The sequence below is a fragment of the Clostridium sp. AF19-22AC genome, assembly GCF_003479085.1.
Lineage (GTDB): Bacteria > Bacillota > Clostridia > Lachnospirales > Lachnospiraceae > Faecalicatena_A > Faecalicatena_A orotica.
Genome location: NZ_QUGN01000013.1, coordinates 58,099 through 83,346, shown reverse-complemented (window position 1 = coordinate 83,346; position 25,248 = coordinate 58,099). Strand labels below are relative to the sequence as shown.

Annotated in this window: 22 protein-coding genes; all 22 read left to right on the top strand. The window is 47.5% G+C overall.

Translation table 11 applies throughout. The annotated features are described in order from the left end of the window. The first annotated feature begins 72 nt into the window (after positions 1-72). The 22 genes from DWX43_RS15550 to DWX43_RS15445 all read left to right on the top strand — a co-directional run bounded on the left by DWX43_RS15550 (position 73) and on the right by DWX43_RS15445 (position 25,000). Entirely contained in the window at positions 73-1,683 is a 1,611-nt protein-coding gene (locus tag DWX43_RS15550) for an ABC transporter substrate-binding protein (protein WP_118620930.1), read from the top strand. Positions 1,684-1,785: 102 nt separating this feature from the next. Next, a complete protein-coding gene (locus DWX43_RS15545; RefSeq protein WP_109730030.1) occupies positions 1,786-2,778 on the top strand; it encodes an ABC transporter permease in 993 nt (330 codons plus the stop codon). Further along, on the top strand, positions 2,778-3,602 hold the full coding sequence (locus DWX43_RS15540; protein WP_118620983.1) for an ABC transporter permease: 825 nt from the start codon (positions 2,778-2,780) through the stop codon (positions 3,600-3,602). The genes DWX43_RS15545 and DWX43_RS15540 overlap by 1 nt, the downstream gene beginning before the upstream one ends. Positions 3,603-3,690: 88 nt before the next feature. Beyond that, entirely contained in the window at positions 3,691-4,614 is a 924-nt protein-coding gene (locus DWX43_RS15535) for an ABC transporter ATP-binding protein (protein ID WP_118620929.1), read from the top strand. 9 nt (positions 4,615-4,623) lie between these two features. Then, positions 4,624-5,229, top strand: coding sequence for an ATP-binding cassette domain-containing protein (locus DWX43_RS15530; RefSeq protein WP_118620928.1), 606 nt, complete (start codon positions 4,624-4,626; stop codon positions 5,227-5,229). Between the two features lie 113 nt (positions 5,230-5,342). Continuing rightward, positions 5,343-7,142: a molecular chaperone HscC gene (locus tag DWX43_RS15525; protein ID WP_118620927.1), complete on the top strand. Its 1,800-nt coding sequence runs from the start codon at positions 5,343-5,345 to the stop codon at positions 7,140-7,142. A gap of 1 nt (position 7,143) precedes the next feature. Next, on the top strand, positions 7,144-8,475 hold the full coding sequence (locus tag DWX43_RS15520; RefSeq protein ID WP_118620926.1) for a J domain-containing protein: 1,332 nt from the start codon (positions 7,144-7,146) through the stop codon (positions 8,473-8,475). Positions 8,476-8,514: 39 nt separating this feature from the next. Then, the gene (locus DWX43_RS15515; protein ID WP_118620925.1) at positions 8,515-9,528 is read left to right on the top strand and encodes an SseB family protein; all 1,014 of its coding nucleotides are present in this window, start codon (positions 8,515-8,517) and stop codon (positions 9,526-9,528) included. A gap of 183 nt (positions 9,529-9,711) precedes the next feature. Next, positions 9,712-10,014, top strand: a complete 303-nt coding sequence (locus DWX43_RS15510; protein ID WP_347559306.1) for a metal-sensing transcriptional repressor — start codon at positions 9,712-9,714, stop codon at positions 10,012-10,014. Positions 10,015-10,032: 18 nt separating this feature from the next. Next, positions 10,033-10,956 (top strand): substrate-binding domain-containing protein, encoded by a 924-nt coding sequence (locus DWX43_RS15505; protein ID WP_243099329.1) that lies wholly within the window; start codon positions 10,033-10,035, stop codon positions 10,954-10,956. 257 nt (positions 10,957-11,213) lie between these two features. Continuing rightward, on the top strand, positions 11,214-12,605 hold the full coding sequence (locus DWX43_RS15500) for a glycoside-pentoside-hexuronide (GPH):cation symporter (protein ID WP_109730037.1): 1,392 nt from the start codon (positions 11,214-11,216) through the stop codon (positions 12,603-12,605). Between the two features lie 2 nt (positions 12,606-12,607). Then, positions 12,608-13,207, top strand: coding sequence for a cytidylate kinase-like family protein (locus DWX43_RS15495; RefSeq protein ID WP_118620924.1), 600 nt, complete (start codon positions 12,608-12,610; stop codon positions 13,205-13,207). 100 nt (positions 13,208-13,307) lie between these two features. Next, positions 13,308-14,327, top strand: a complete 1,020-nt coding sequence (locus DWX43_RS15490) for a Gfo/Idh/MocA family oxidoreductase (protein WP_109730039.1) — start codon at positions 13,308-13,310, stop codon at positions 14,325-14,327. 160 nt (positions 14,328-14,487) lie between these two features. Then, the gene (locus DWX43_RS15485) at positions 14,488-16,215 is read left to right on the top strand and encodes a sensor histidine kinase (RefSeq protein WP_118620923.1); all 1,728 of its coding nucleotides are present in this window, start codon (positions 14,488-14,490) and stop codon (positions 16,213-16,215) included. A gap of 158 nt (positions 16,216-16,373) precedes the next feature. Next, entirely contained in the window at positions 16,374-17,408 is a 1,035-nt protein-coding gene (locus DWX43_RS15480; protein ID WP_109730041.1) for a LacI family DNA-binding transcriptional regulator, read from the top strand. A 194-nt stretch (positions 17,409-17,602) separates the two neighbouring features. Then, positions 17,603-18,613, top strand: a complete 1,011-nt coding sequence (gene iolG, locus DWX43_RS15475) for an inositol 2-dehydrogenase (RefSeq protein ID WP_118620922.1) — start codon at positions 17,603-17,605, stop codon at positions 18,611-18,613. 88 nt (positions 18,614-18,701) lie between these two features. Continuing rightward, on the top strand, positions 18,702-19,601 hold the full coding sequence (iolE, locus tag DWX43_RS15470; protein ID WP_118620921.1) for a myo-inosose-2 dehydratase: 900 nt from the start codon (positions 18,702-18,704) through the stop codon (positions 19,599-19,601). Between the two features lie 196 nt (positions 19,602-19,797). Continuing rightward, complete coding sequence (gene spoIIID / locus DWX43_RS15465; protein ID WP_109730054.1) at positions 19,798-20,049, top strand: sporulation transcriptional regulator SpoIIID; 252 nt, start codon at positions 19,798-19,800, stop codon at positions 20,047-20,049. A gap of 101 nt (positions 20,050-20,150) precedes the next feature. Continuing rightward, positions 20,151-21,386 carry an extracellular solute-binding protein gene (locus tag DWX43_RS15460; RefSeq protein WP_109730055.1) on the top strand — a complete coding sequence of 412 codons (1,236 nt, stop codon included), beginning with the start codon at positions 20,151-20,153 and terminating at the stop codon, positions 21,384-21,386. Next, on the top strand, positions 21,383-23,092 hold the full coding sequence (locus DWX43_RS15455; protein WP_118620920.1) for a sensor histidine kinase: 1,710 nt from the start codon (positions 21,383-21,385) through the stop codon (positions 23,090-23,092). The genes DWX43_RS15460 and DWX43_RS15455 overlap by 4 nt, the downstream gene beginning before the upstream one ends. 23 nt (positions 23,093-23,115) lie before the next feature. Next, entirely contained in the window at positions 23,116-24,645 is a 1,530-nt protein-coding gene (locus DWX43_RS15450; protein WP_118620919.1) for a response regulator, read from the top strand. Between the two features lie 124 nt (positions 24,646-24,769). Further along, positions 24,770-25,000: an HPr family phosphocarrier protein gene (locus DWX43_RS15445; protein WP_109730058.1), complete on the top strand. Its 231-nt coding sequence runs from the start codon at positions 24,770-24,772 to the stop codon at positions 24,998-25,000. The last annotated feature ends 248 nt before the right edge of the window (positions 25,001-25,248 follow it).

Genomic DNA, 25,248 nt, shown 5'->3' with positions numbered 1-25,248 from the left:
TATCCCCCACCGGGGGTTGTGTCATAAAAATCACAATGATATACTGAAAAAAATGCGATACAGGGGGAAAATATGGGAAGAAAAGTGATCAGTATATTGTGTGCCGCCGGCCTTCTGGCGGGACTTTTGACGGGGTGTTCCGGAAAAAGCAGTGAAGAAAAACAGGCTGCGGATAAAGATAATAAAGATTCTGTCATTGTGACTATGCCGACGACTTCGGAGCCGGAATCCGGCTTTGACCCTGCGTATGGGTGGGGAGCCGGGGAGCATGTGCATGAGCCTTTGATCCAGAGCACTCTGACCACGACTACGAAAGATCTGAAGATAGAGAAAGATCTTGCAGTGGATTATTCTGTAAGCGAGGACGGCCTGACATGGACTGTCACCATACGGGATGATGTGAAGTTTACTGACGGAGAAAAGCTGACGGCAGAGGATGTTGCTTTTACATATAATAACTGTAAGGAGAAGAGTTCTGTGAACGACTTCACGATGCTGGACAAGGCTGTGGCTGTGGATGATACTACGGTAGAATTTAAAATGACAAAACCGTATTCCATCTGGCCTTATACAATGGCAATCGTGGGAATTGTGCCGGAACACGCCTATGATGAGAATTACGGACAGAATCCGGTTGGTTCCGGACGCTACATTATGAAGCAGTGGGACAAAGGGCAGCAGGTTATCTTTGAGGCAAACCCGGATTATTATGGGGAGGCCCCCGAGATGAAAAAGGTGACAGTCCTGTTCATGGAGGAGGATGCGGCACTTGCGGCAGCGATGGCGGGACAGGTGGATGTGGCCCACACGGCTGCTTCCTACAGTGACCAGTCAGTAGACGGCTATCATCTGCTTGCCGTGCAGACTGTGGATAACAGAGGTTTTAATCTTCCTGTTGCAGAACCACAGGAGAAAGACGGGATTGCTTATGGAAATGCATTTACGGCGGATGTAAATGTAAGGCGGGCAATTAATATTGGAATTGACCGCGATGAGATGATTGAAAATGTTCTGAATGGATACGGAACGAAAGCTTACAGTGTGTGCGACAAGATGCCGTGGTACAATGGTGACAGCGAAGTAACATATGATTCTGACAAAGCAAAAAGGCTTCTGGATGAAGCCGGCTGGAAGGAAGGGCATGACGGTATCCGGGAAAAGGACGGTATAAAGGCGGCCTTTACACTGATGTTTAGTAACGGGGACTCTGTCCGTCAGGCGCTGGCGGAAGACGTATCCAATCAGCTGAAGGAAATCGGGATCGAAGTTACGACCGAAGGTGTGGGATGGGACACGGCCTATGACCGTGCGCAGTCAGAACCTCTTGTATGGGGATGGGGCGCGCATACGCCGATGGAGCTTTACAATATTTACCACACACTCTCAGGTACAGGGATCGGTCAGGCGGAGTATTCCCCTTATGCAAACGAGACAGTTGACCGTTATATGGACGAGGCACTTGCGTCAGGGTCACTTGAGGAATCCTATGAGCTCTGGCAGAAGGCACAGTGGGACGGGACAACGGGGATTACACAGGACGGAGATATCCCGTGGATCTGGCTGTGCAATATCGACCACCTGTATTTCGTAAAGGACGGCCTTAAGGTGGCTGACCAGAAAATACATCCCCACGGGCACGGCTGGTCTATCGTGAATAATGTGGATCAGTGGTCATGGGAATAAGGGCGGACTATATAAGGCGCATTATCCGTAGGTGCAAAGATAAAACAGAAGGGACGCAGGCAGAAAAGCCGCGTCCTGTTTCTGGTTCATTAGGGGGAAAGAATGGAGAAACGACTGGGAATACAAATCAGAAATAAGGTCATTCGTATGGTCCTTCTGGTTCTTACGACGAGCATGCTTACTTTTATATTGATGAAAGCGTCTCCCATTGACCCTCTGCAGGCAAATGTGGGACAGGCGGCGCTGGGAAGCATGAGCCACGAACAGGTAGAAAAGCTGGAAGAATACTGGGGTGTAGGGGAATCACCTGTGAAACAATATGTTTCATGGGCAGCGGATTTCATCAGAGGAGACATGGGAACTTCCTTGCTGTACCGCCAGCCAGTGGCAGATGTGATTGCAGTAAAACTGGCGAATTCGCTGTTTCTTATGGTTACTGCTTGGATTCTGTCCGGGATTCTGGGCTTTTTCCTCGGAGTCATATCGGGGATGAACCGTGGAAGATGGATCGACAGGCTTGTGAAGGGATACTGCCTTCTCATATCCAGCACCCCCACATTCTGGCTGGCACTGCTGCTTTTGATGGTGTTTGGTGTCTGGCTGAAAATCCTGCCAGTCGGTTTAAGTGTTCCGATCGGGGTGGAAGCCGCGGGAGTCACATTTTTCGACCGGGTGTACCATGCAGTCCTTCCCGCACTGACACTCAGTATCACCGGAGTTTCTAACATTGCCCTGCACACAAGAGAAAAAATGATCGGGATCATGGAAAGTGAATATGTACTCTTTGCACGGGCGAGAGGGGAAAAGGGCCTGGTTTTGTTTTGGCATCATGGATTGCGCAATGCACTGCTCCCCGCAATTACACTTCATTTTGCAGCGGTCAGTGAAATCTTCGGGGGCTCGGTGCTGGTGGAACAGGTATTCTCCTATCCGGGACTGGGGCAGGCGGCGGTATCTGCGGGGCTCGGCAGTGATATGCCGCTTCTGATGGCGATCACGATCATCAGTGCACTGTTTGTATTCGGCGGAAATATGATTGCGGACATTCTTTACGGCATCGTTGACCCGAGGATCAGAAAAGGAGGGGCAGCATGATGAGACATCTAAACGGGAGACAGAGAGTCCTGCTCGGCCTGACAGTCAGCGCGGTCATCCTTCTGGCAGTCTGCATCGGCGGGGCATTCTGCGGCGATGCGGCGAGAGTGACGGATTTTTCCAGAAAGAATCTGGAACCGTGCCTTAGATATCCTTTCGGAACAGACTGGCTCGGAAGAGATATGCTTGTGCGGACATTAAAGGGGATTTCCTTAAGCGTTTTGCTGGGGATGGCAGCGGCGGCAGTGAGCGCTTTTATCGCTCTGGCTCTGGGAATTGCGGCTGCAACGCTGGGGAAAACGGTGGATGCTGTAATCTCCTTTGTCATTGACCTGTTGATGGGGATTCCCCATATTTTACTTTTGATCCTGATTTCCGTGGCGCTGGGAAAAGGCTTCCGCGGTGTGGCATGGGGCGTGGCACTGACCCACTGGCCGTCTCTTGCGCGTCTGATCAGGGCGGAAGTGATGCAGTTAAAGGAAAGTCCTTACATCCAGATTGCAGGAAAACTGGGAAAGAGCCGGTGGTATATTGCAGGAAAGCATATGCTCCCGCACCTGATGCCCCAGTTCCTGACCGGTCTGGTGCTACTTTTTCCACATGCTATCCTGCATGAGTCGAGCGTCACTTTTCTGGGATTCGGGCTCTCCTCAGAACAGCCTGCAATTGGCATCATTTTATCAGAATCTATGAAATATCTTGTAACCGGGAAATGGTGGCTTGCTTTATTTCCCGGGACTGCGCTTGTTCTTGTCGTTGTACTGTTCTATGTGGCAGGGGAAAACCTGCGGAAACTGACAGACCCGGGCAGTGTACATAAATAAGTTACTGTGCACCCCCTCCGGGCGTGCACGGTAACTTAAATTAAAGAAGAAAGGTGCAATCTTGTACCTAACGGAAGGAGGAAGGTTCATGGAGGAGCCGGTCCTGAAAATTGAACACCTGAACATCTCTTTTTTACAGTATACAAACGGTATGCGCCAGTCGCAGCTCGATGTAATCCGTGATCTGGATGTGGAAGTCAATGCAGGTGAGATGGTGGCCGTGGTCGGTTCGAGCGGTTCGGGAAAAAGTCTGCTGGCCCATGCGGTACTCGGCATTCTTCCTTACAACGCAGCCAGAGGTGGAAGGATGACTTACAGGGGCAGTGAACTGACGCAGGAGCGCATTGAAAAACTGCGCGGCAGTGAGATTGTGATGGTACCACAGAGCCTGTCCTATCTGGACCCGCTTGCTAAAATAGGAAAGCAGATCCGAAAAGGAAGAAACGATCAGAAGACGGTTGAAAAATTGAAGAACATTTTCCGCAGATATGATTTGAAAGAAGAAGTGGAGGACCTTTACCCGTTTGAACTATCAGGAGGCATGAACCGGAGAATCCTGATTTCGACGGCATTGATCGAGGAGCCGAAGCTTGTGATTGCAGATGAGCCGACGCCGGGACTGGATCTGAAAGTGGCAAAACGGGCGATGGGGCACTTCCGGGAACTTGCCGATTTGGGGGCGGGGGTTCTGGTGATTACCCACGATCTGGAGCTGGCACTGGAAACTGCGGACCGGGTGGTCGTATTTTATGCGGGCTGTACCGTGGAAGAAGCCGCGAGTAAAGATTTTATCAAGGAAGAGACCCTGCGGCATCCGTATACAAAGGCACTCTGGCGGGCGCTGCCGCAGTATGGCTTCCAGTTTATAGAAGGCGTGCAGCCGTATGTCAAGGAAATGCCGGAAGGATGTCCCTTCTCACCAAGGTGCAGTATGTGTACACAGGAGTGCCGGAGCGATATCCCGTACCGTCGTTTACGCGGCGGCCGGGTCAGATGCTTGCATGCGACATAGGAGTATGAGATGAAGTTAGAGCTAAAAAATGTATCTTATCAATATAAAAAAGATGGCAGAAAAATACTGGATAATTTCAGTATGACTGTGGAGGATTCGCAGAGAGTCGGGCTGATCGCCCCCAGCGGGTATGGAAAAACGACATTGTGCAAACTGCTTTCTGGGTATTTAACGCCCGATCAGGGAGAAATCCTGCTGGATGGCAGACCTGTTTCCTCCTATAAAGGATACTGCCCGGTACAGATGGTCTGGCAGCAGCCTGAGCTGGCGGTCAACCCGCGGCTTCGGATGAAGGAAGTAATCCGGGAGGGCGACGAGGTAGAGGAAAGAATCTTAGTGGAACTGGGGATAGAAAAGGACTGGATGAACCGCTTTCCGGCAGAGCTTTCCGGCGGGGAACTACAGCGGTTCTGTCTGGCGCGCGCGCTGGGGAGAAGGACAAAATTCCTGCTGGCAGATGAGATCAGCACGATGCTGGACCTGATCACCCAGAGCCAGATCTGGAATTTCCTGCTCAGGGAGGTGACAGAGAGAAAGATCGGCCTGATAGCGGTTAGCCATAACCAGCCGCTGTTAGAGAAAGTGTGCAGCAGTGAGATCAGGCTGGATGGCTGAGAACCGGCCCTGCGAATCGTAATGGCACAGGAACCGGAGATTAAAAAAAGTCGTAGTAATAGCCCCGAAAATTTGCTAAGATATAGTTAGTTGATTAGAGGAGGGCGCGGCGCATGGCAGTGATTGGAATTGATCTGGGGACAACGAACAGTCTGGCGGCTGTCTGGAGGAACGGGTGCAGTGAACTGATTCCAAATGCATTCGGGGAGGTGTTAACACCGAGTGTGGTGAGTGTCGATGAAGCAGGGACTGTGTTTGTCGGGAAGACTGCGAAGGAACGGCTGATCTCCCATCCTGAGTGCACGGCCTGTGTATTTAAGCGGTTTATGGGGACGGAGAAGGTTTACAAGCTGGGGCAAAAGAGCTATACCCCGGAAGAGCTTTCTTCTTTTGTGCTCAGAAAGTTAAGGGAAGACGCGGAGAATTATCTTAAGGAAACAGTAACGGAGGCGGTAGTAAGTGTGCCGGCTTATTTTAATAATGCCCAGAGGGATGCAACAAAGCGTGCAGGAGAACTGGCAGGTCTTGTCGTGAAGCGGATTATTAATGAACCGTCTGCCGCGGCGCTGGCCTGTCAGCATTTGTATCCAGAGGAAGAGACGGTTGAGCTTGTCTTTGATTTTGGCGGGGGGACTCTGGACGTATCTGTGGTAGACTGTTTTGACAATATTATAAATGTCGTTTCTGTCAGCGGGGATAACCATCTGGGGGGCTGTGATTTTGACCGGGCTATGGCTGAGTATTTCTGCAGAGAGCAGGGAATGGAGTTAAAAAAACTTTCTCTTTCAGAGCAGGCCGCAGTCCTGAAGAGTGCAGAAGCCTGTAAGATCGCGCTGTCAGATGCGGAACAGGCAGAGATGACTGTTCATTACGGCGGTGAGACACGTACATTATTTTTTGATACGGAGAAAATGATTCAGGCATCGGCGGGAATCTTCAAAAGGCTGATTGAACCCTTAAAACAGGCGGTTCTTGGGGCGGAATTGAAATGGGAAGATATAAACAGGATCATCCTTGTAGGCGGTTCCTGCAACATGCCGGCGGTAAGATTGTATCTGCAGCATTTCTTAAAGAAGGAGGCTGTTTTCTTAGGATCGCCGGACACCATTGTTGCACTGGGCACCGGTACATATGCAGGAATTAAGGAACGGAAAGCAGAGATCAGGGATATGCTTCTGACGGATGTGTGCCCGTTTACTCTGGGAGTGGAGATTAAGGACGGGGTGATGTCCCCGATTATTGAGCGGAACAGCGCACTGCCTGTCAGCAGGTCACGGCAGTATGTGACAATATCGGATTTCCAGAAATTCCTGAGATTTGCGATCTATCAGGGAGAGGCGCCTGTCGCGGAAGATAACATCCTGCTAGGTGAAATCGAGGTCCCGGTGCCTCCTGCACCTGCGGAGAAAGAAGCCGCAGAGGTCCGTTTTACATATGATATCAACGGAATTCTGGAGGTAGATGCGAGAGTCCTCAGTACAAATCAAACGAGGCACCTTGTCATTATAGATAAGAAGAACAGGATGAGTCAGGCACAGATTCAGGAGACCTTGGAAGAAATGCGGAAATTAAAGATTCATCCGAGGGAACGGGAGGAGAATGCCTATCTGCTTTCAAGATGTGAGTCATTGTATGCGCAGGCCGGTCCGAGACTGCGGGAATTCCTGCTGGACCAGATGCAGTATTTCCAGTTTCTTTTGGAAACGCAGAATGACCTGAAGATTAAGAAGGGCAGGGAATACTTTACCCGGGCACTGGATGCGGCAGAGGACAGCATGGCAATATTCCGTACGGAGGATGAGTTCCGGTCATTTTCAGACAGTTGGTACGAGGAGGCAAAACAGGAAGAAGTGGACGGCGAACTGGATGAGGACCTGGAGGCATGGCTGGGGAAAGGACATTTGACGAGTTAAGATGAGTGGACGATCAGGAATCTGGTCACGGCTGGAGATCGAACCAACCAGTGATATCAGAAAGATAAAAAGAGCTTACGCAAAGCAGGCAGCCAAATACCATCCGGAAGACTTCCCGGAGGAATTCCAACAGATCCGTCAGGCATATGAGGCAGCATTACAGATGGCGAAATCTGAAAGCAGCGCGCAAGATGAGTTTGTGATGGCTGATTTTACCGGGGATGCGGTGAAAGAGGAAGCGCCAGAGACAGACAATATTGTTCAGGTAGAAGATTCCGGCTATATATGGCAGGAGGCCGAAAGAATCGGTACATTGGCGGAAAAGTATGCGAAGGAAGAAAAGCGAGAGAATATCCGCAGCGCTTTATACGATGCTTTTCTCGTCGAGATTGCTCTGGATAAACTGGACTCATTTCTTAAAATGAGTGGACTGCAGTCCCACAAAGCATGGTGCAGTTATCTTCAAGAACCGGTATTTTTAGAAGCGGTCCATAATCCGTATTTCTTATCCAGGCTGACAGACAGAATCGGGACACTGAATTTCCAAAAGAAGACCAGAATGCGGATCATAGAAGTTCTGGAAAAGGAAGTACCGGATGAACTTGCGGTACAGAAAAGATTACAACTGGTCCTTAACGGGCAAAAGCTGTTGAGTGAAAAAGACAGGCGTAAACAAAGGGACAAGAGGACCGGGCTGATTATATTTGTCTGCATAGCGATTCTCGCGACTGCATACGGTTTCAGGGAGGATACAAAGCAGAACCGCATAAATGAGGTTCGTGCGCCTGAGAAGATAGAAGAGTATATTGAAGAAAAATATCAGATATCATGCACCGTAAGTGAATCCCATGCATCAGCGTTCAGAGGAAATGTTTTACAGCCCGTGGAGGATAAGGACACAGAATATTTTCTTGCAGAAACGGATGGAGAGCGTGGTGTGCCGGAGAGCTTTCACCTGTCGTGGGCTGTTTCAAGTATGGAATATGACGACATTCTGGATGATCTGGAGTATGAGACTGTAAGTATGTGTGCAAAAGAATGTGGTTTGATACTGAAGCTTTCTTCTTTTGGAAATACGAATGTCATCCAGCTTAAGGATGTCCCATTGGAGGAATTTAGCCCTCTGTTTCTGGAGTTTCTTCAGGCACTGAAAGACAGCCGGTTTGTGCAGAGCGGCAATACGGTGGAGATAGAAGTGCAGGCAGGTATTGTTGATTATGGGAAGGCTGATTTTACTGTAAGTAAGGAAAGCAGTATCAGTGAGGACGAGGTCCGTGCGAAATTGGAAGAATATGCGGACCAAAGCGTTATTTATAATTCGGTCAGGCAGTAGGTCGGTGCCGCAGAAAAATTGGGATGGAGAATATACGGCATGAAAGTGATAAAGAAAATATGCGGGGGGATATTGATTCTGGCAGGAGGCGCTGCAGCGCTGGCCGGGCTTTTAAGTGTGATTACGGAAGCCGTTGAGATCGCCAGTGTGGGGCTGAGCTGGGTTGAATTGATCGTGATGCTTATATTTCTCCTTTTTACAACCGCCGGAGGCGGTATGGTGTTTGCAGGAATCCGGCTGATTAAGGGCAGACGGCTGGTTAGAGTCAGGCATAAGAAGGTAAAAAAGGAAAAGGAAACAATAAATACTGTCGAAGTCAGACAGGAACCACCTGCGCGGAGATACACACTGCTCGTGGAGGATATTTTTTCGGTCCACGGTGAGGGCTGTATCATTACAGGAATTGTAAAGGGCGATACTATGTCTGTGGGTGATAAAGTATGGATTCTCGGGGCAGACGGGTCACAGAAAGCGGTCAGGACAGGGAAACTGAAAGTATTTTTGGGCGAAGAGGTCAAAAGGGCGTTTAGTGCAGAGGCAGGGACAAGGATCGGCTTCTGGACAAAGGATGCGTCTGAAGAAGATGTACTGCCGGGCAGCGTGATCAGCAGCGTGGCGCCGAATGTAACGGCCGGGAACGGACCGGTGGAAAATCCGAGGCTAAAGGGACTTTTGGCTGGGCGGTTTGATACGGATGTTTTGGATATAGCAGAGATGATTCGCAGGGAACTGGCAGGGAATGCCATGTTTTTAGTCATGGCAGAGTTAGAACTTACTGATGCTGAACGTGCCAGGGGAATAGTCCAACAGAACAGTGTCATGGAATTCCCATACTTAAACACCCCTGATGGTGAGGGATACCAGCCGGTTTTCACGGACTGGAATGAGCTAAAGGCATGGGAAAGAGAAGAGGGGAATGTGCCGTCCGCTGTTTTGATGGGGGCAGAAGAGGTACTCTCCCTGATAAAGAAGAATCATGTTCTTCATGGGCTTGTAGTGAACCCCTTCACAGATAACCTGATTATGGACAGAGACGAGTTGGAGATGCTGTAGACAGAAAATGTTACGGCATCTGGGGACAGAATGTGTTTTGTCCCCCGGAATTATATAAAAATAGAAAGAATGGGACAGATGGAAAAGAAAAACAACAAGGCAGAGCAGATCAAAGATGTACACGTCCATACACATGATGGAACAGAACACAGCCATACTCATGACGGCACTGAGGCAGAACATGTGCACAGCCATGCACATGGAACAGGGCACCACCATGTCCACAGCGCGTCTGAAAAAAAGGCTGTGATTAACAGGATTTCAAAGGCAATCGGACATATGGAAGCGGTAAAGAGGATGGTCGAGAAGGATGAGGACTGCAGCGAGGTGCTCATACAACTGGCTGCGGTGCGGTCCGCAATCAATAATACCGGAAAGGTTGTCCTGAAGAACCATATCAGTCACTGCATAGTGGAGGCTGTCGAAGAAAATGACGAAGAGGCAATCAGGATGCTGAATCAGGCGATCGATAAGTTTATGAAATAGTATAAGGAGTGTATTCAGATGAAAAAAAGAATCCAGATTTCATCCATGCTTATCGCTCTGGCGGCGATGCTTCTTGCATCCTGTGCCCCGGCCGGGAAGCAGGAGGCGAAAGGGGACTATGTGATCGGTGTGGTCACGAAGTCAAGAAACAGTGAATACTGGATGTCTGTGTGTGCCGGGATGGAAGAGGCTGCGGATGCGCTCGGGGCAAAAGTAGTCATTCTTTCACCTGATACGGAAACGGACAAGGACATCCAGAAAAAAATGATCCGTGATTTGATAAAAATGGATGTGGATGCACTCGCTGTTTCCCCCATAGATTCTTATGACAACAGGGACTATGTGCAGACAGCTTCTGAGAAGGGAATTCCTGTTTTTTCCTATGATACGCCGATAGAGGATATGGCGGTCCCGTATATAGGGATAGATAATAAAATGGTCGGATACGAACTGGCAAAGGTTCTTGCGGAAAAAATGGGGCACCAGGGGAATGTGGCAGTGATTGCAGGGAGCCAGGAACAGGCATCCCATAAACAGCGTGTTCTGGGATTCACGGATTATATGGAGACAGAGCCTGATATCCGGATTGAGGTAGTCAGGAGCGGGTACAGTAATCTCCGGGTATCGGAACAGGAGATGGAGGAGATTCTCGCGGAATATCCGGATTTGGACGGGATCATGACGACAAGTGCGGTGACTGCGCTGGGAATCACTGAGGCGACGAAAGGGACAGGAATTGTGATCGCGACAGTGGATGCCCAGGAGGATGCGCTGCGTGCCGTTGAGGATGGCAGGATCGCCGTGCTCGGGGCACAGTCAGGCAGTGATATCGGATACGAGGCGGTTTCCTATATCATGAGAGAAAAGGACGGAAAAGAACAGGACATGCAGGATATTCTGGATGTTAAGATACTGACGCGTAAAAATGTAAAAGAGTACTGACCGGAACCGGAGCAGTACTCTTTTTTTGAAAAATCTAAAAAAAAGAACCAAAATATAAAAAAATATCCATTTCTAAATCTGCCGGTTCAAAAAACTGTACCATAAATACAAAAAATATTTCCCCCTTCTAAAAAACAGCTTTAAAATAAACTAAAAAACTAAAATTTCGATTACTAGGATTTTCCTGTCAAAAAGGTAGAATAAAATCATCAAAGAGATGTGAGAGATCAATTTAAGAAAGGCAGGGAAATATAGTAATGGAAAATGGAACGGAACAAAAACTACCCGACGGAAAACTGTCAATGGGGATTAAGCTTTCTTATGCGAGCGGTGATGTGGCGTGCAACGTGGTATTCGGAATGGTCGGCACACTGCTGACCCTGTTTTATACGGACTATGTAGGAATCAACCCGGCTACGGTCGGAATGGTCATGCTCTTGTCAAGATTATTTGATGGTGTGTCTGACCTGATCATGGGTGTGATCGTGGAGCGGACAAATTCCAAATGGGGCAAGTCCAGACCGTGGATTCTCTGGATGAGTGTACCGTTTGCATTGTCGGCAGTTCTGCTTTTTACGGTGCCGAACACAACAGGTGTTTTACAGTTTGTTTATCTTTTTGTAACATATAACTTCTGTACAACCGTCTGCTATACCGCAATCAACCTTCCTTATGGAAGTCTTTCAGCGATGATGACCCGTGTATCATCCGAAAGAGATATGTTAAGTGTTGTGAGAATGGGACTTTCCCCGATCGGGAAAATCATAGCAGCAACCTGTACATTACCGATCGTAAAACTTTTCGGGGATGACCAGGCTGCATGGATCAAAACGATGTCCATATGGGCGGTACTTGCGTTGATCCTGCTGCTTGTCTGCTTCTTCAGATGTGAGGAAACCGTAAAAATCGAGGCAAAACAGAAAGCGCCGAAGGTTCCGCTTGGGAAATCCTTCTCTGCATTATTTAAAAACCAGTACTTCTGGGCAGTCCTTGTTTTGTGGATGGTACAGAGCGTATCATTCGGTATCTCAGGAACAATCCTGCCATATTACTGTAAATACATATTCGGCAATGACACATGGATGTACAGCGCATTGTTCCTGACAGAGACACTTACTCTGGTAGCCGGTATCTTTGCCTGCACACCGCTGATCAAAAAGTTCGGAAAACGAAATATTGCATTGGCAGGTTCCTTAATTGCCCTAGCAGGCCAGCTTATATTCTTCTTCAATCCATACAGTTTTGCATGGATGGTAATGAGCTGCCTGACACGTGCTATCGGGCTGGCGCCACTGAATGCCGTTGTGTTCGGAATGGTTGGCGATGTTGTTGAATTTGGACAGTGGAAGACACATATCAGACAGGAAAGCCTTGTATTTGCAGGCGGCTCTATTGGAACAAAGGTTGGGGCAGGACTCGCATCGGCAACGATGACCGGACTGTTATCCGCGGCAGGTTATATCAGCACATCCGCAGGAAGTGCGGCCCAGCCGGATTCCGCGCTGAATATGATCGTCAATATTTACAAATTCGGACCTGTATTGATTGCGCTGGTTGCATTTATTACACTTGCTCTCTACAAGCTGGATAAAGCATACCCGTCAATCATGAAAGAGTTAATTGAACGTGAATCAAGAGGGGAGCTGTAAAGATGAAAGATCATACATTGATTACGATTAGCCGCCAGTATGGAAGCGGCGGCAGGGAAGTGGCTGAACTGCTTGCAAAGAGAATGCAGGTCCGCTGTTATGACAGACAGATTCTGTATCTGGCGGCCGAGAAGATGGACGCAGGGGAAATGGATATAAGCGCCATACTGGATATGTCTTATAAAATGCCAGAGAGAACATTTATGGACAGTGTCACTTCGCTCGGATATGAGACGATACCTCCATACAATAAAATGTACCGCGAACAGGCTAAAGTCATCCGAAACATTGCTGAAAAAGAAAGCGCGGTATTTCTCGGGAGATGTGCCGATGTAGTGCTGAAAGATTTCCCGGAATGCTATAACTTCTTCATCTATGCAGACGAGGAATACCGGAAAAACAGAGCAAAAGAGCTGTACGGAAACAAGACTTTTAAGGAGCTGGAAAAAGAGAACCGCACCCGTGAACGTTATTACAATTACTATACAGGCCAGAAGTGGGGGGACCCGCAGAACTATCATCTAATGATCAATACGAGCCAGATCGGTCCTGAGAAGGCTGTGGATCTTATTATAAATTATGTGGAAAACTGCCGGAAATAAACCGGAAGGTGTTGAAAACACCCCCGGAGAATATCCGGGATCATGAAAGAGAAGAAATAAGAACTTTATAATTATATTTAAAAGAAAGAGGTAAAAAATCATGGAAAAAATAAAAGTAGGAATTGCAGGTTTAGGAAGACTGGGAAAAGTACATGCCAACAATATTGCATTTAAGATTCCAAATGCGGAACTGACAGCAGCATGTTCTATCGTTCCGGCGGAGCTTGAATATGCAAAAAGCGAGCTTGGTGTAACAGATGTATATACAGATTACCGGGAAATGCTGGAGAAAGCTGACATTGACGCGGTTGCAATCGTAACAACCAGCGGGGAGCACTGCTGGCAGATCGCTGCAGCGCTTGATGCAGGAAAACACGTATTTTCCGACAAGCCGCTTGGTGTAACCGTAGAAGAATGTAAACTGGCAGAGGCAGCAGTAGAGCGCCATCCGGAACTTTCTTTCTTCCTTGGCTTCATGCGCCGTTTTGACCCTTCCTATGCTTACGCAAAGAAGAAAATTGAAGAAGGTGCAATCGGCACACCTTATATGGTAAAAGCAACCGGAATCGATCCGGAGGCACTGGTAGAGGGGGCAATTAAGTTTGCGGCTACAAGCGGCGGAATCTTTATTGATATGGCGATCCACGATATTGACCTGATGAGATGGTTCTTAGGCTCTGACCCGGTTGAAGTTTACGCTGCAGGTGCGACATTCAAGCATCCTGAATTTAAAGAGGCAGGGGATGACGAGACCGGCGTTGCAATGTACCGCTGTGAAAACGGTGCGCTTGGATTCGTACATGTAGGCCGCACCGCGGCACATGGTTACCATGTAGAAACAGAAATTATTGGTACAGAAGGCTCTTTAAGAATCAGTCCGGTTCCGGAGAAGAACCTCTGCATGATCTATGACAAGAACGGGGCAGTTGTAGAATGCGTCAGCGGATTCCCGGAAAGATTTGCCGAGTCCTACCAGCTGGAGATGCAGGAGTTTATCGACTGCGTAGGGGAAGGAAGAAAACCGGAAGTAACCGTATATGATGGAACAAAATCCACACAGATCGGATTTGCAACAACAGAAGCCTGGAAAAACGGCGGAATTGTAAAGATTAACTATTAGAAAGTATCAAAAAGAATCAGTGGAGGTGTACCGCGTTACCGGCGGTACATCTTTTTATTTTACTTTATCGTATTTATGATATAATTAGTGTTAACGAAATGAAAACAGTGTACCTCTCTTGGGACGTACCTGAATTTATAATCCTGAAAAAGGAGATCTTATGCGGAAAAGTATTAAAACCAAAGTATTACTTGCAATTCTCGCTGTCACGATGGTAACGGCCATCCTCCTGACTCTTGTGTTCTATTTCCGGTCGGCGAAAATGATCGAGGAAAATTACGCCGAGACCCTTTATGGGCGGGTGGAGCAGACTGTAGCCTCAATGGATCATTCCATGCAGGAGGTATACTATGTAAGCGTTAAGGCGGCCAGAAATGAAGATCTGACTGCTGCCATACGCCGGTATAGGAAGGACAGGAATGCGGACACACTGGAGGAGATTGCGGAAATTCTAAGAAACTACCGTACCCAGTATAAGGATTTGAGTTCTCTGTATTATATTTTCCCGGAAGAAAATATGGCAGTCACATCGGAAGATTATCCGATTATAAAAAGGGATATTCCGTCCGCAGAAATTCAGAAAATAAAGGAAATTCAGGAAGAAGAGGCGGCTCCGCTCATGATGGAAGATCTGGTGCATGATTCCGGAAAACAGCTGACCGTCGTGCAGGATGTACCGGATGATGATGGCACGGTTCTGGGATATCTGCTTGCCAATACGGATGAGAGGAACCTTTACTATGCCTATCTGGAGCCGGTTTATGATAAAAAAGTTTCCGGTGCTGTCATTGTAGATAAATACAATATGATCGTGAGCAGCAAAGATTACGGGGAGGCAGGGACAACATATCAGCAGGCAGATCAGTTTCCGGTGCAGAATGGGATAGCGTCTGCAGGTTCGGACAAAGAAATCCGTATTTTTTATCGTGCCCCTTTTTCAAACTGTAGTTTTTATCTTGCGGTACAGAAGAGTGAAGTATTGAAGGACCTGCGCCAGATGCAGATTTTCCTTGCCGGGGTATGCATTCTCTTTCTGGCAGTCGCATGTGTACTCGCCTCCTACATTACAAGAGTTGTGTACAGGCCTATTAAAAAGGTGACAGACGCCGTGGAAAAAGTAGGCAGGGGGGACTTAAGCCTCCGGGTAGACGTGGAGACTGAGGATGAGATCGGTAAATTTTCGGAAGAATTCAACCATATGCTGGATTACATAGAAGACCTGATCGCCCAGGTGATCAAGGAAGAACAGTTGAAAAAGGATGCTGAACTGGAGGCACTTCAATACCAGATTACTCCGCATTTCATGTATAACACACTGAATTCCATCAAGTATGCAGCCCTCCTTAAGGGGGAAACAGAGCTCGGGGATCTGATCGGGGACTTTGTGGAGCTTTTGCAGGCGAGTATTAATAAAAAGGGGACATTCATTACTGTCGCCGATGAACTGCACATTTTAAATAACTATATCCATCTTCAGGAATTCCGCTATCAGGGAAGCTTTGACGTAACCTATGATGTAGAGCAGGAGGCATTCGGCTGTTACCTGCCGCGCCTGATCCTCCAGCCCCTTGTGGAAAATGCGATTCTGCACGGTATGGATACGAAAGAGAAAAAAGGTGACCTCCGCATTCAGGGCAGGATTCATGGGGAAACGCTGACCCTTTCTGTGATTGACAACGGAAGGGGAATGACACAGGAACAGATTGATACCCTGCTTAAGAGCAGGGCGAAGAAAACAAATGGGCTGAGCGCGATCGGGGTCCCGAATATCAAAGAACGTCTGGAATTATACTATGGGGAAAAAGGCGGTATCCGTTATGAAAGCGGGCCGGAAGGGACAACCGCTGCTATTTTTCTGCCGGTCAGCAGAGAAGGCGGCTGTTTATAGGAGAGCCTGTAAAAAGAATAGGACAGCAGTCATACGGGTGTTATATGTTGCATATTTTCCCGGTTAATTATATAATGGGAGAAATATGGCGTGTTTTGTATCATGGGGCATGACAGATGCTGCAGGGAGTACCGGGCACATAGAAAAAAGGTGAGAGTATGGGAGTTACAATCCGGCAGATTGCGGAGGCCGCAGGCGTATCGAGGGGAACTGTGGACCGTGCGCTTAACAACCGGGGGCGTATTAAACCGGAAGTGGCGGAAGAGATAAAGAGAATCGCGAAGGAAATGGGCTATCGGCCGAATCAGTTTGGCCGGGCTCTTTCTATGAGTAAACAGAATCTCAAGATTGGTGTGATCCTTCAGGGGGCGGAGACACCATTTATGCAGACCGTTCTACAGGGAATTGAACAGGCAAAGGCAGAGGTCGATAATCTGGGAGGGACCGTGCTGCTGACGAAGATCCCGCACATCAGCGCAAGAGGTGTTCTTGAGGCGATGGAGCAGATGCGTGAAGAAGGGGTGAGCGCCATCGCTCTTGCACCTGTGGAAGATGCAGACGTAAAGTCGAAGATCGATGAATATGTGGAGGAATACCAGATCCCCATTGTGACATTCAATTCCGATGTAAAGGATACGAAGCGGCTCTGTTTCGTGGGACAGAATGCGTTCCAGTGTGGACGTGCCGCGGCCGGGCTGATGGGAGAGCTGGTGTCGGGGGAAGGAAAGGTTGCCATGATTTCAGGATACAGTTCGAACCCGTCACTGAGCGACAGAGTCCGGGGATTTCAGTCGGAGATGGAAAAGAAGTATCCAAAAGTAGAGCTTCTGGGGCCGGAATACTGCTTTGAAGATAATACGATTGCCGGCCAGCTTACAGAAAAAGTCCTGACGGAGAATCCCGATTTAAAAGGAATCTTTATGAACTCCCACGGTGAAGAAGGCATGTGTAAGGTACTGGAGGATCTCGGAAAAGCCGGAGAAATCAAGGTTGTAGCCAATGATTTCATGGGCCGGAACTATGAATTCCTGAGGGACGGTGCCATCAGCCTGCTGATCGGGCAGGACGCCTATGTACAGGGCTACGAGCCTGTTATGATACTTTTCCGCCTGTTGTTTCATGGGGAGGAGCCTCAGGGAGAATTTAAGTATACAGAAATTATGATTCGTAACGCATATACGATACCCCAATAAAAGATGTGAACTGCACTCTGGCAGTTCACATCTTTTTTTGGTAAAAATCAATAAAATTTACTCCCTATTATTGTGTATTATTCCGTCTTGCGTTTCCGGGCACGCAATGGTATTATAAACACATAGAGGAGGCGTGTCCGGACACGCCAAGGCACATAAATCGAATAATCAGAAAAGAAAAAGGAGAAAAGATTATGTTAAAGGTCGGTATTATTGGAGCAGGAAGAATTGGAAGAGTACATATTACAAGCATCAGCACAAGAGTAAAGGATGCACAGATCAAGACGGTTGCAGACCCGTTTCTGAACGATGAGACAGCAGAGTGGGCAAAGAGCATGGGTGTTGAGCACACAACAAAAGATTACATGGAGATTATCAACGATCCTGAGATTGATGCAGTTCTGATCTGCTCATCTACAGATACACATTCACCGATTTCACTGGAAGCTATCAAAGCAGGAAAGCATGTTTTCTGTGAGAAACCAATCGACCATGATGTCGATAAGATCAAAGAAGTCATCGAAGCACTGGAAGGAACCAACCTGAAATACCAGGTAGGATTCAACCGCAGATTCGACCACAACTTCGAGGCAGTCCAGAGAGCAGTTGCAGCAGGAAAGGTTGGAAAACCAGAGATCATCAAGATCACATCCCGCGATCCTGAGCCGCCGAGCATCGACTATGTAAAAGTATCTGGTGGAATGTTCCTTGATATGACAATCCATGATTTTGACATGGTACGTTTCCTTGCAGGATGCGATGCAACAGAAGTATACGTACAGGGTGCGAACCTGGTTGATCCGGCAATCGGAGAAGCAGGAGATGTCGACACGGCAGTCATCACACTGCAGATGGAAAACGGTGCGATTGCAGTTATCGATAACTGCAGAAAAGCAGTTTACGGATACGATCAGAGAGCGGAAGTATTCGGTTCAGAAGGAATGGTTGCAGTAAGCAATGACAGCCAGTCCAGCGCAGTGATCAGCAATGCAGAAGGCGTAACAGGCGAGAAGCCGATGTTCTTCTTCCTCGAGAGATACATGGAAGCATACGGAAAAGAAATCTCAGATTTCATCGATGCAATTGTAAACGACAAAGAGACTCCGCTGAATGTAATAGATGGCCTGAAGCCGGTATTAATGGGACTCGCAGCTCAGAAGTCACTGGAAGAGCACAGACCAGTTAAGATTTCAGAAATTATGTAATCCAAAGTAATAAAATTAGTAATTGTTCATGGTCCTGAACAGTTACTAAAATCTAATAAATATATGATGGAATAAAGGAGAATATAAAATGTTTGATAAGAATAAAGTAAAATTAGGAATCGCACCAATCGCATGGACAAATGATGATCTTCCGGATCTGGGAAAAGAGAATACATTCGAGCAGTGTGTCAGCGAGATGGCACTGGCTGGCTTTACAGGTTCAGAAGTAGGAAATAAATATCCAAAAGACCCAGAGGTGCTCAGAAAAGCTCTGGAACTCCGTGGAATCGAAATCTGCAACCAGTGGTTTTCTTCATTCCTGATTACAAAGCCATTCGAAGAGGTAGAAAAAGACTTCCGCGCACAGCTTACCTTCCTTAAGGCTATGGGAGCAAAGGTAATCGGCGCTTCCGAGCAGAGCCACAGTGTACAGGGAATGCAGGATACTCCGATATTTGGACATAAATATGTAATGAATGACGAAGAGTGGGAAACTTTCTGCACAGGCATGAACAAACTTGGAAAGATCGCAAAAGAGGAATACGGCATTGCCCTTACGTTCCATCACCACATGGGAACCGTTGTTCAGAACCCGGATGAGGTAGAACGCATGATGGCTAATACAGATCCCGAATATGTAAGCCTGCTGTTTGATACAGGACATTTCACATACTGCGGGGCGGATCCTCTGGAGATGGTAACGAAATATGTAGACCGCATCAAACATGTACATCTGAAGGATATCCGTCCGGAAGTTGTAGAAAAGGTAAAGAACGAGAACTTAAGCTTCCTGGAAGGCGTACGCCTCGGCGCATTTACCGTTCCCGGAGACGGATGCATCGACTTCGATCCTATCTTCAAGGTGCTGGAGGATGCAGGATATGAAGGATATATGCTGGTAGAGGCAGAGCAGGACCCGGCTAAGGCAAATCCGCTTGAATATGCTATAAAAGCAAGAAAGTTTATTGCGGAGAAGACAGGGTTATAATAAATGAGGATATTGAAATGAAACTGGCAGCCGTGAAATCGGAGGAATCTGATTTAGCGGCTGCTTTTTATGTTCAATTGGATATGGAGATGGGTTACTTATAGCATGAAAATATGAAAGGTAAAGCGTATTAGTAAGTCATACTCTTTCTTCCCCCGGCATACATTGTAAAAACAATGATTGCAGGGGGATTTTTTTGAAAGATTATATTGAGGAGAGAGCCGTGGAAATCGCCAATTATATCATAGAAAACAGTGCTACGGTACGGCAGACGGCAAAAAGTTTCGGGATCAGCAAGAGTACCGTACATAAAGATGTAACAGAGCGGCTTCTTCAGATTAATCCTGCATTAGCGGGAGAGGCGCGCAAGATATTGGACATGAATAAGTCCGAACGGCATATACGCGGCGGACTTGCCACCAGAGAAAAGTATCTCCATCAGCATTAGGGAACTGCCGGTTTTGTGAGGTTGATGTTTATGCTATAATGATTATATGCATTAAAATCAACTTTCTGCAAAGAACAGTTTTTATGACAGGAGAGAGACTTGTGAAAAAATACAGAAGAATCTGCGCCGTCCTGATGGCAATTTTACTGACGGCAGGACTTGCCGCGGGGTGCACGAAGGAAGAAAGGCCTGTAGAAGTAAAGAGGGAAAAGGTGACGCTCTGGTATTACTGGAGCCAGAGCTATAGTAAAAAGGAGCTGGCATATCTGGTGGACAGCTTTAACCGGTCCCAGGACCGGATTGAAGTGACCACCCAGTATGTGCCGGATGAGGATTTTAAGAAACGGCTTGCACTCAGTATGGCGGACGGGAATATGCCGGACCTTGCGCTTGTAGATTCGTCCGATTTCAAATATTTTCACGCAATGGAGCCGTTTGTGGACCTGACGGATGAAATAGACGGGATTGAGGAATACCTGCCCGCAGTGAAGGAGGCATGCACGATAGACGGCCGGATGATGGGGCTGCCTTATGGAATGAACTGTACCGCCCTGTTTTATAACAAGGAGATTCTCAAGAACAGCGGGGAAGAGGTGCCAGAGACGTGGGATGAACTTTATGAGACTGCCGTCAGGCTTTCGACGGATACCCATTGCGGATTCGCCATGCCGGCTTTGCAGAGTGAGGAGAGTGTATACAGTTTCCTGCCCCTGCTGTGGTCTATGGGGGGATCGGTGGATCAGCTGGATTCGCCGCAAAGCAGGGAAGCGTTTCATTTTCTCAGAAAACTGACGCAGGCGGATGCGATGAGCAGACAGACGATCAACCTGACGTCGGGGGACCTGATCCGTCAGTTTGTGGAGGGCAATATTGCAATGATGGTCAACTCCACGACGATGATTGATTCTGTAAGGGCGATTAACCCGGCTCTGGAGTATGGCGTGACGGCTCTGCCGGCAGCAGGAGACGGCACAAGAATCTCGGTGCTGGGAGGAGAAGTGTTTGGAGTTACAAAAGGCGGACATCAGGAGGAAGCAATTGAATTTTTAAAATATATCAGTGATAAGGACAGAATGGAGGAATACATGGAACGGTCTTCCTATATGGCCCCTCGCGCCGATGTACTGGAAAACCAGTATAAGGAGGACTCCCTGAAGCGAAGTATGATAGAACTTACCAAATCTGCCAGAACGAGAGAATTTTCGGTGGAATGGCCTTACATTTCTATTGTCATTACAGATACAATGGAGGCAGAGATTATCGGTGAAAAGGACGAAGATGAAATCTTCCTTGATGCAGCAGAACGGATGAAGGACATCAGGGAGGGAGAACGATGAAGCGAGAAAGAACACTCAGGAAAAGACTGGCATTTGGGTTCCTGATGGCGGCGCTGATACCGGTGAGCATCTTTGCAGTCATATCACAGGTCCGTTTGAGGAGCAGTCTGGAAGACAATATGAACGGGCGTATTAGCAGCAATATTAATAATGCCGGACAGTGTCTGGATATGGTATTGGACAAGTATGCCACCATCCTGTATGATATGTGTACAGATGACACGATTATTGATACGGTGGAAGAGATCATACAGGACCAGGATGATCTGGATGTCAATACGAGTACTCTCAGACATGAACTCAGCCATATCTGCAACCGTAATGACGGAATAGAAGGGATTACCATTTTTCTGCGGAATGGGAATGTGATCTTCTATGACCGTCTGAATTCTTCGTCGACGAACAGTATCTGGGCGGATGAGATTGTATTTCCGGAAATCGAAAAAGGGGAAGTCTACCAGGGCGTAACGACGCCTGTTACGGCAAATGAAAAGAAGAACTATCTGTTTCAGATTGGAAGAAAACTGGTTGATTATAAAAATATCCATGAGCAGCTGGGTACTGTAGTCATAAGTATTAACGAGGAGCAGATCAGGGAGGCACTTGTGACGGGAATGGATAATGCAACGTATCTTCTGGACGGCGATACAGTCATCAGTTCTCCCAATTCATCTGATATCGGCAGAAAAATTTCCGCCATACAGGACACGGCGTCAAATAAATACACAGAAGCGTCAAATACAAAGAGCGGCTTTACCCTGTGCAATGAGCAGCCGTTAGAAGACTATCATATGGCGATATGGGAGCAGGTCCTTTTTCTATGCGTGATTGCCGTGGTTTCAGCGGTCACGATGCTGTTTCTGATTTACCGGTTTACTAAGCCGTATCTCTTTGCAGTGGATTCTCTGGTAGAGGCGATGAACGAGGCGGAAGAAGGGAACTTTGCTGTAAGCGTGGAGGTTCCTGACAACATGCCTGTAGAGATCAGGCGGATCAGCGGCGGATTTAATGAGATGGTGGTACATATAGACAGTCTGATCGGGCAGGTGAAGGAAGCTGTTGTAGAGCAGAAGAATGCCGAGCTGTCAGCACTGGAGGCGCAGATCGACCCACATTTCCTGTATAATACACTGGATACGATCAACTGGAAGGCGATTGAAAATGAACAGTATGATATCAGTGAAATGGTCGGGTCGCTGGCAGATATCCTGCGCTACACCGTAAAAAACGCCGGGGGGACGACGACGATCCGTCAGGAAATGGGGTGGCTGAGAGAGTATACAATGCTGCAGGCAGCGAAACTGGGGAAGAAGCTGCATATTGATGAGCAGGTACCGGAAGAAATCATGGGCTACCAGATACACAAGCTTATACTCCAGCCATTCGTGGAAAATGCAATCAAGCATGGTTTTCCAGAAAAAGAAGGGGAATGCTGTCTTCGAATTATAATCAGGGCTGCTGGGGAACAGCTCCACATTATTATAGAAGATAATGGACGGGGAATTGCACCTGAGATACTGAAAAAGCTGAATGATGATTCGGAAGAAATGGACGGGCATGTGGGAATCACGAATGTCCGGAAACGGCTGAAGCTATACTATGGAGAGGAAGCGGACATTTACTTCGAGAGCCTTCAGGGCAGCTATACGAAGGCACACCTATTCATACCCCACCAAACAGCACGGGGGAACGCTGTGCGTGAATGATGTCAGAGAAGGAGGTTCTATAAATGCGGATCGTGATAGTAGAAGATGAAGCGCCAATCCGGGAAGGGATTGCGAAAATACTTCATAAGATAAATCCCGATTATGAGCTGGCGGGGACAGCGGCGGACGGAAAGGAGGGGTATGAGCTAATCAACAGTACAGAGCCGGATCTGGTAATTATGGATATTGAGATGCCCAAAATGGACGGGCTTAAGATGCTTGGGAAACTGCGGGGCGAGGGGAACCAGTGTAAGGTACTGATTTTATCCGCATATTCTGATTTTAATTATGCGAAACAGGCCATTGAGCTGAACATCGAGAATTATCTGCTGAAACCAATAAAGATACCAGAACTGAAAAGGGCGCTCCAGCAGATCGAAAATGCACTTGAAAAGGAACAAAGCCGTGATATGGCATTTTCTGTGGAAGGGATATTTCTCGCATGTTTAAACGGACAGATCAAGCCGGATGCCCAGTTTCACAGCCTGACAAAAGAACGGTACGGGTTTACGGTAGAAGAACCGGCGGAGGTGTTTGTGCTCTGGCTTGGGAGCGGGTACGGGGAGCAGAAAAAGACGGCAAGAGAACTGTTGGAGGATGTTGGTGACCATACCGTAAAGTTTGCCTCCTGTGTGATAGAGTCAGACGCATGGCAGATGCTGATCATGATCCTTTACCGCCTGCCCCGGGAGGCCACACAATACCAGTATTTCCGGACATCGGTCGTACCCATGCTGTGCAGTAATCTGAAAAGTCCTGCTGTCTGCCTCTGGAGAAGTGTGGACAGCCTGCTGGAGCTTCCAAAAGTAATGGAGGAAATGCTTAGGGAACGGGAATGGAACCTTCTTCTGGAAAAAGGCAGCCTGATTCGGCAGGAGGATATCGAAGCCATAAAAACGGTTCCGTTAAAACACCCGACAGAACTGGAGGACAAGGCCTGTCAGGCGGCAAAACGCGGAGATAAAGAGAAGGTAATCGAATATTTTAAATTATTATTTGAGTATTACAAAAAGGCACTGCATACGCCGGATGAAATAAAGAAGTCTGTTATACGTTTCAGCTGGTCGGTATTCAATGCATACAAAGAAACGCAGGGGATAGAAGCCGATCTGAAGATCCAGAATATCCTGCAGGCCATTTCTGAAGCAGTCAGCTGGGACCAGATAGGCAGCAGCCTGAAAGAACTGTTTGAGATCATTGACCTGGAAATCCCGGAAGAGGAAGCGATGCCGGTCAGCGTACTCGTACAGAAAGCGCAGCAGCAGATCCGCAAATATTACGATCAGGGAATCACGCTTGAAGAAGTCGCGAACAAGCTGTTCGTGTCAGAGGAATACCTCAGTGCCCTGTTCAAAAAGGAGACCGGGACAACCTTCTCGGAGACAATCAGGAAGTACCGGATAGAGAAGGTAAAAGAGCTTCTGCTTGATACACACCTGAAGCTGAACCAGATTGCCGAACTTGCCGGTTATTCAGATCCGAAATACATGAGCAAAGTCTTCAAAGAAGAAATGGGAATGCTTCCAAACGAATTTCGCAAGTCAGTCCATTAAATATTTCTACCTTTTTCAAATATTTTTACCTTGTGATTGGAAAAAATTGTGATATGATGTCGATAACAAAAAAGCAGAGGCTAATCGAAGGTAAAATAGATATTCTGAAAAAGGAGAGAAAACAATGAGTGAAATGATGATTAAATTCAGCAACCCCGAAGAAGTATTAGAATTTGTAAACAAAGTGGCAAAATATCCGTATGATATGGACATGAAGAGAGGCAGATTCGTGGTTGACGCGAAGTCAATCCTCGGAATTATGAACCTTGGATTCAACAATCCGATCGAGCTGAAAATTTATGACGAGAACTGCTCAGAGCTTGAAGAAGAACTCTCTAAATATAAAGCTGCTTAAAAACGGGGTGTTCCACGTAAATGCTTTTTAACATTAGTACTAAAGCAGATATGGAATTTAACCTAATATTTACATTTATTACTGAAAAAATTGTTATTGCTTGTCTGTGAAAACTTCTCGGCGTATAATAAAATGCGTTGAGGAGTTTTTATCTTGTTTCATAGGAAGTACGTCCTATGAAACAAAAAGCCCTCCCGGCGGGATGCGCACTGCGGCGTAAGTGGTAGATGCCGCAATGCGACCGCCGC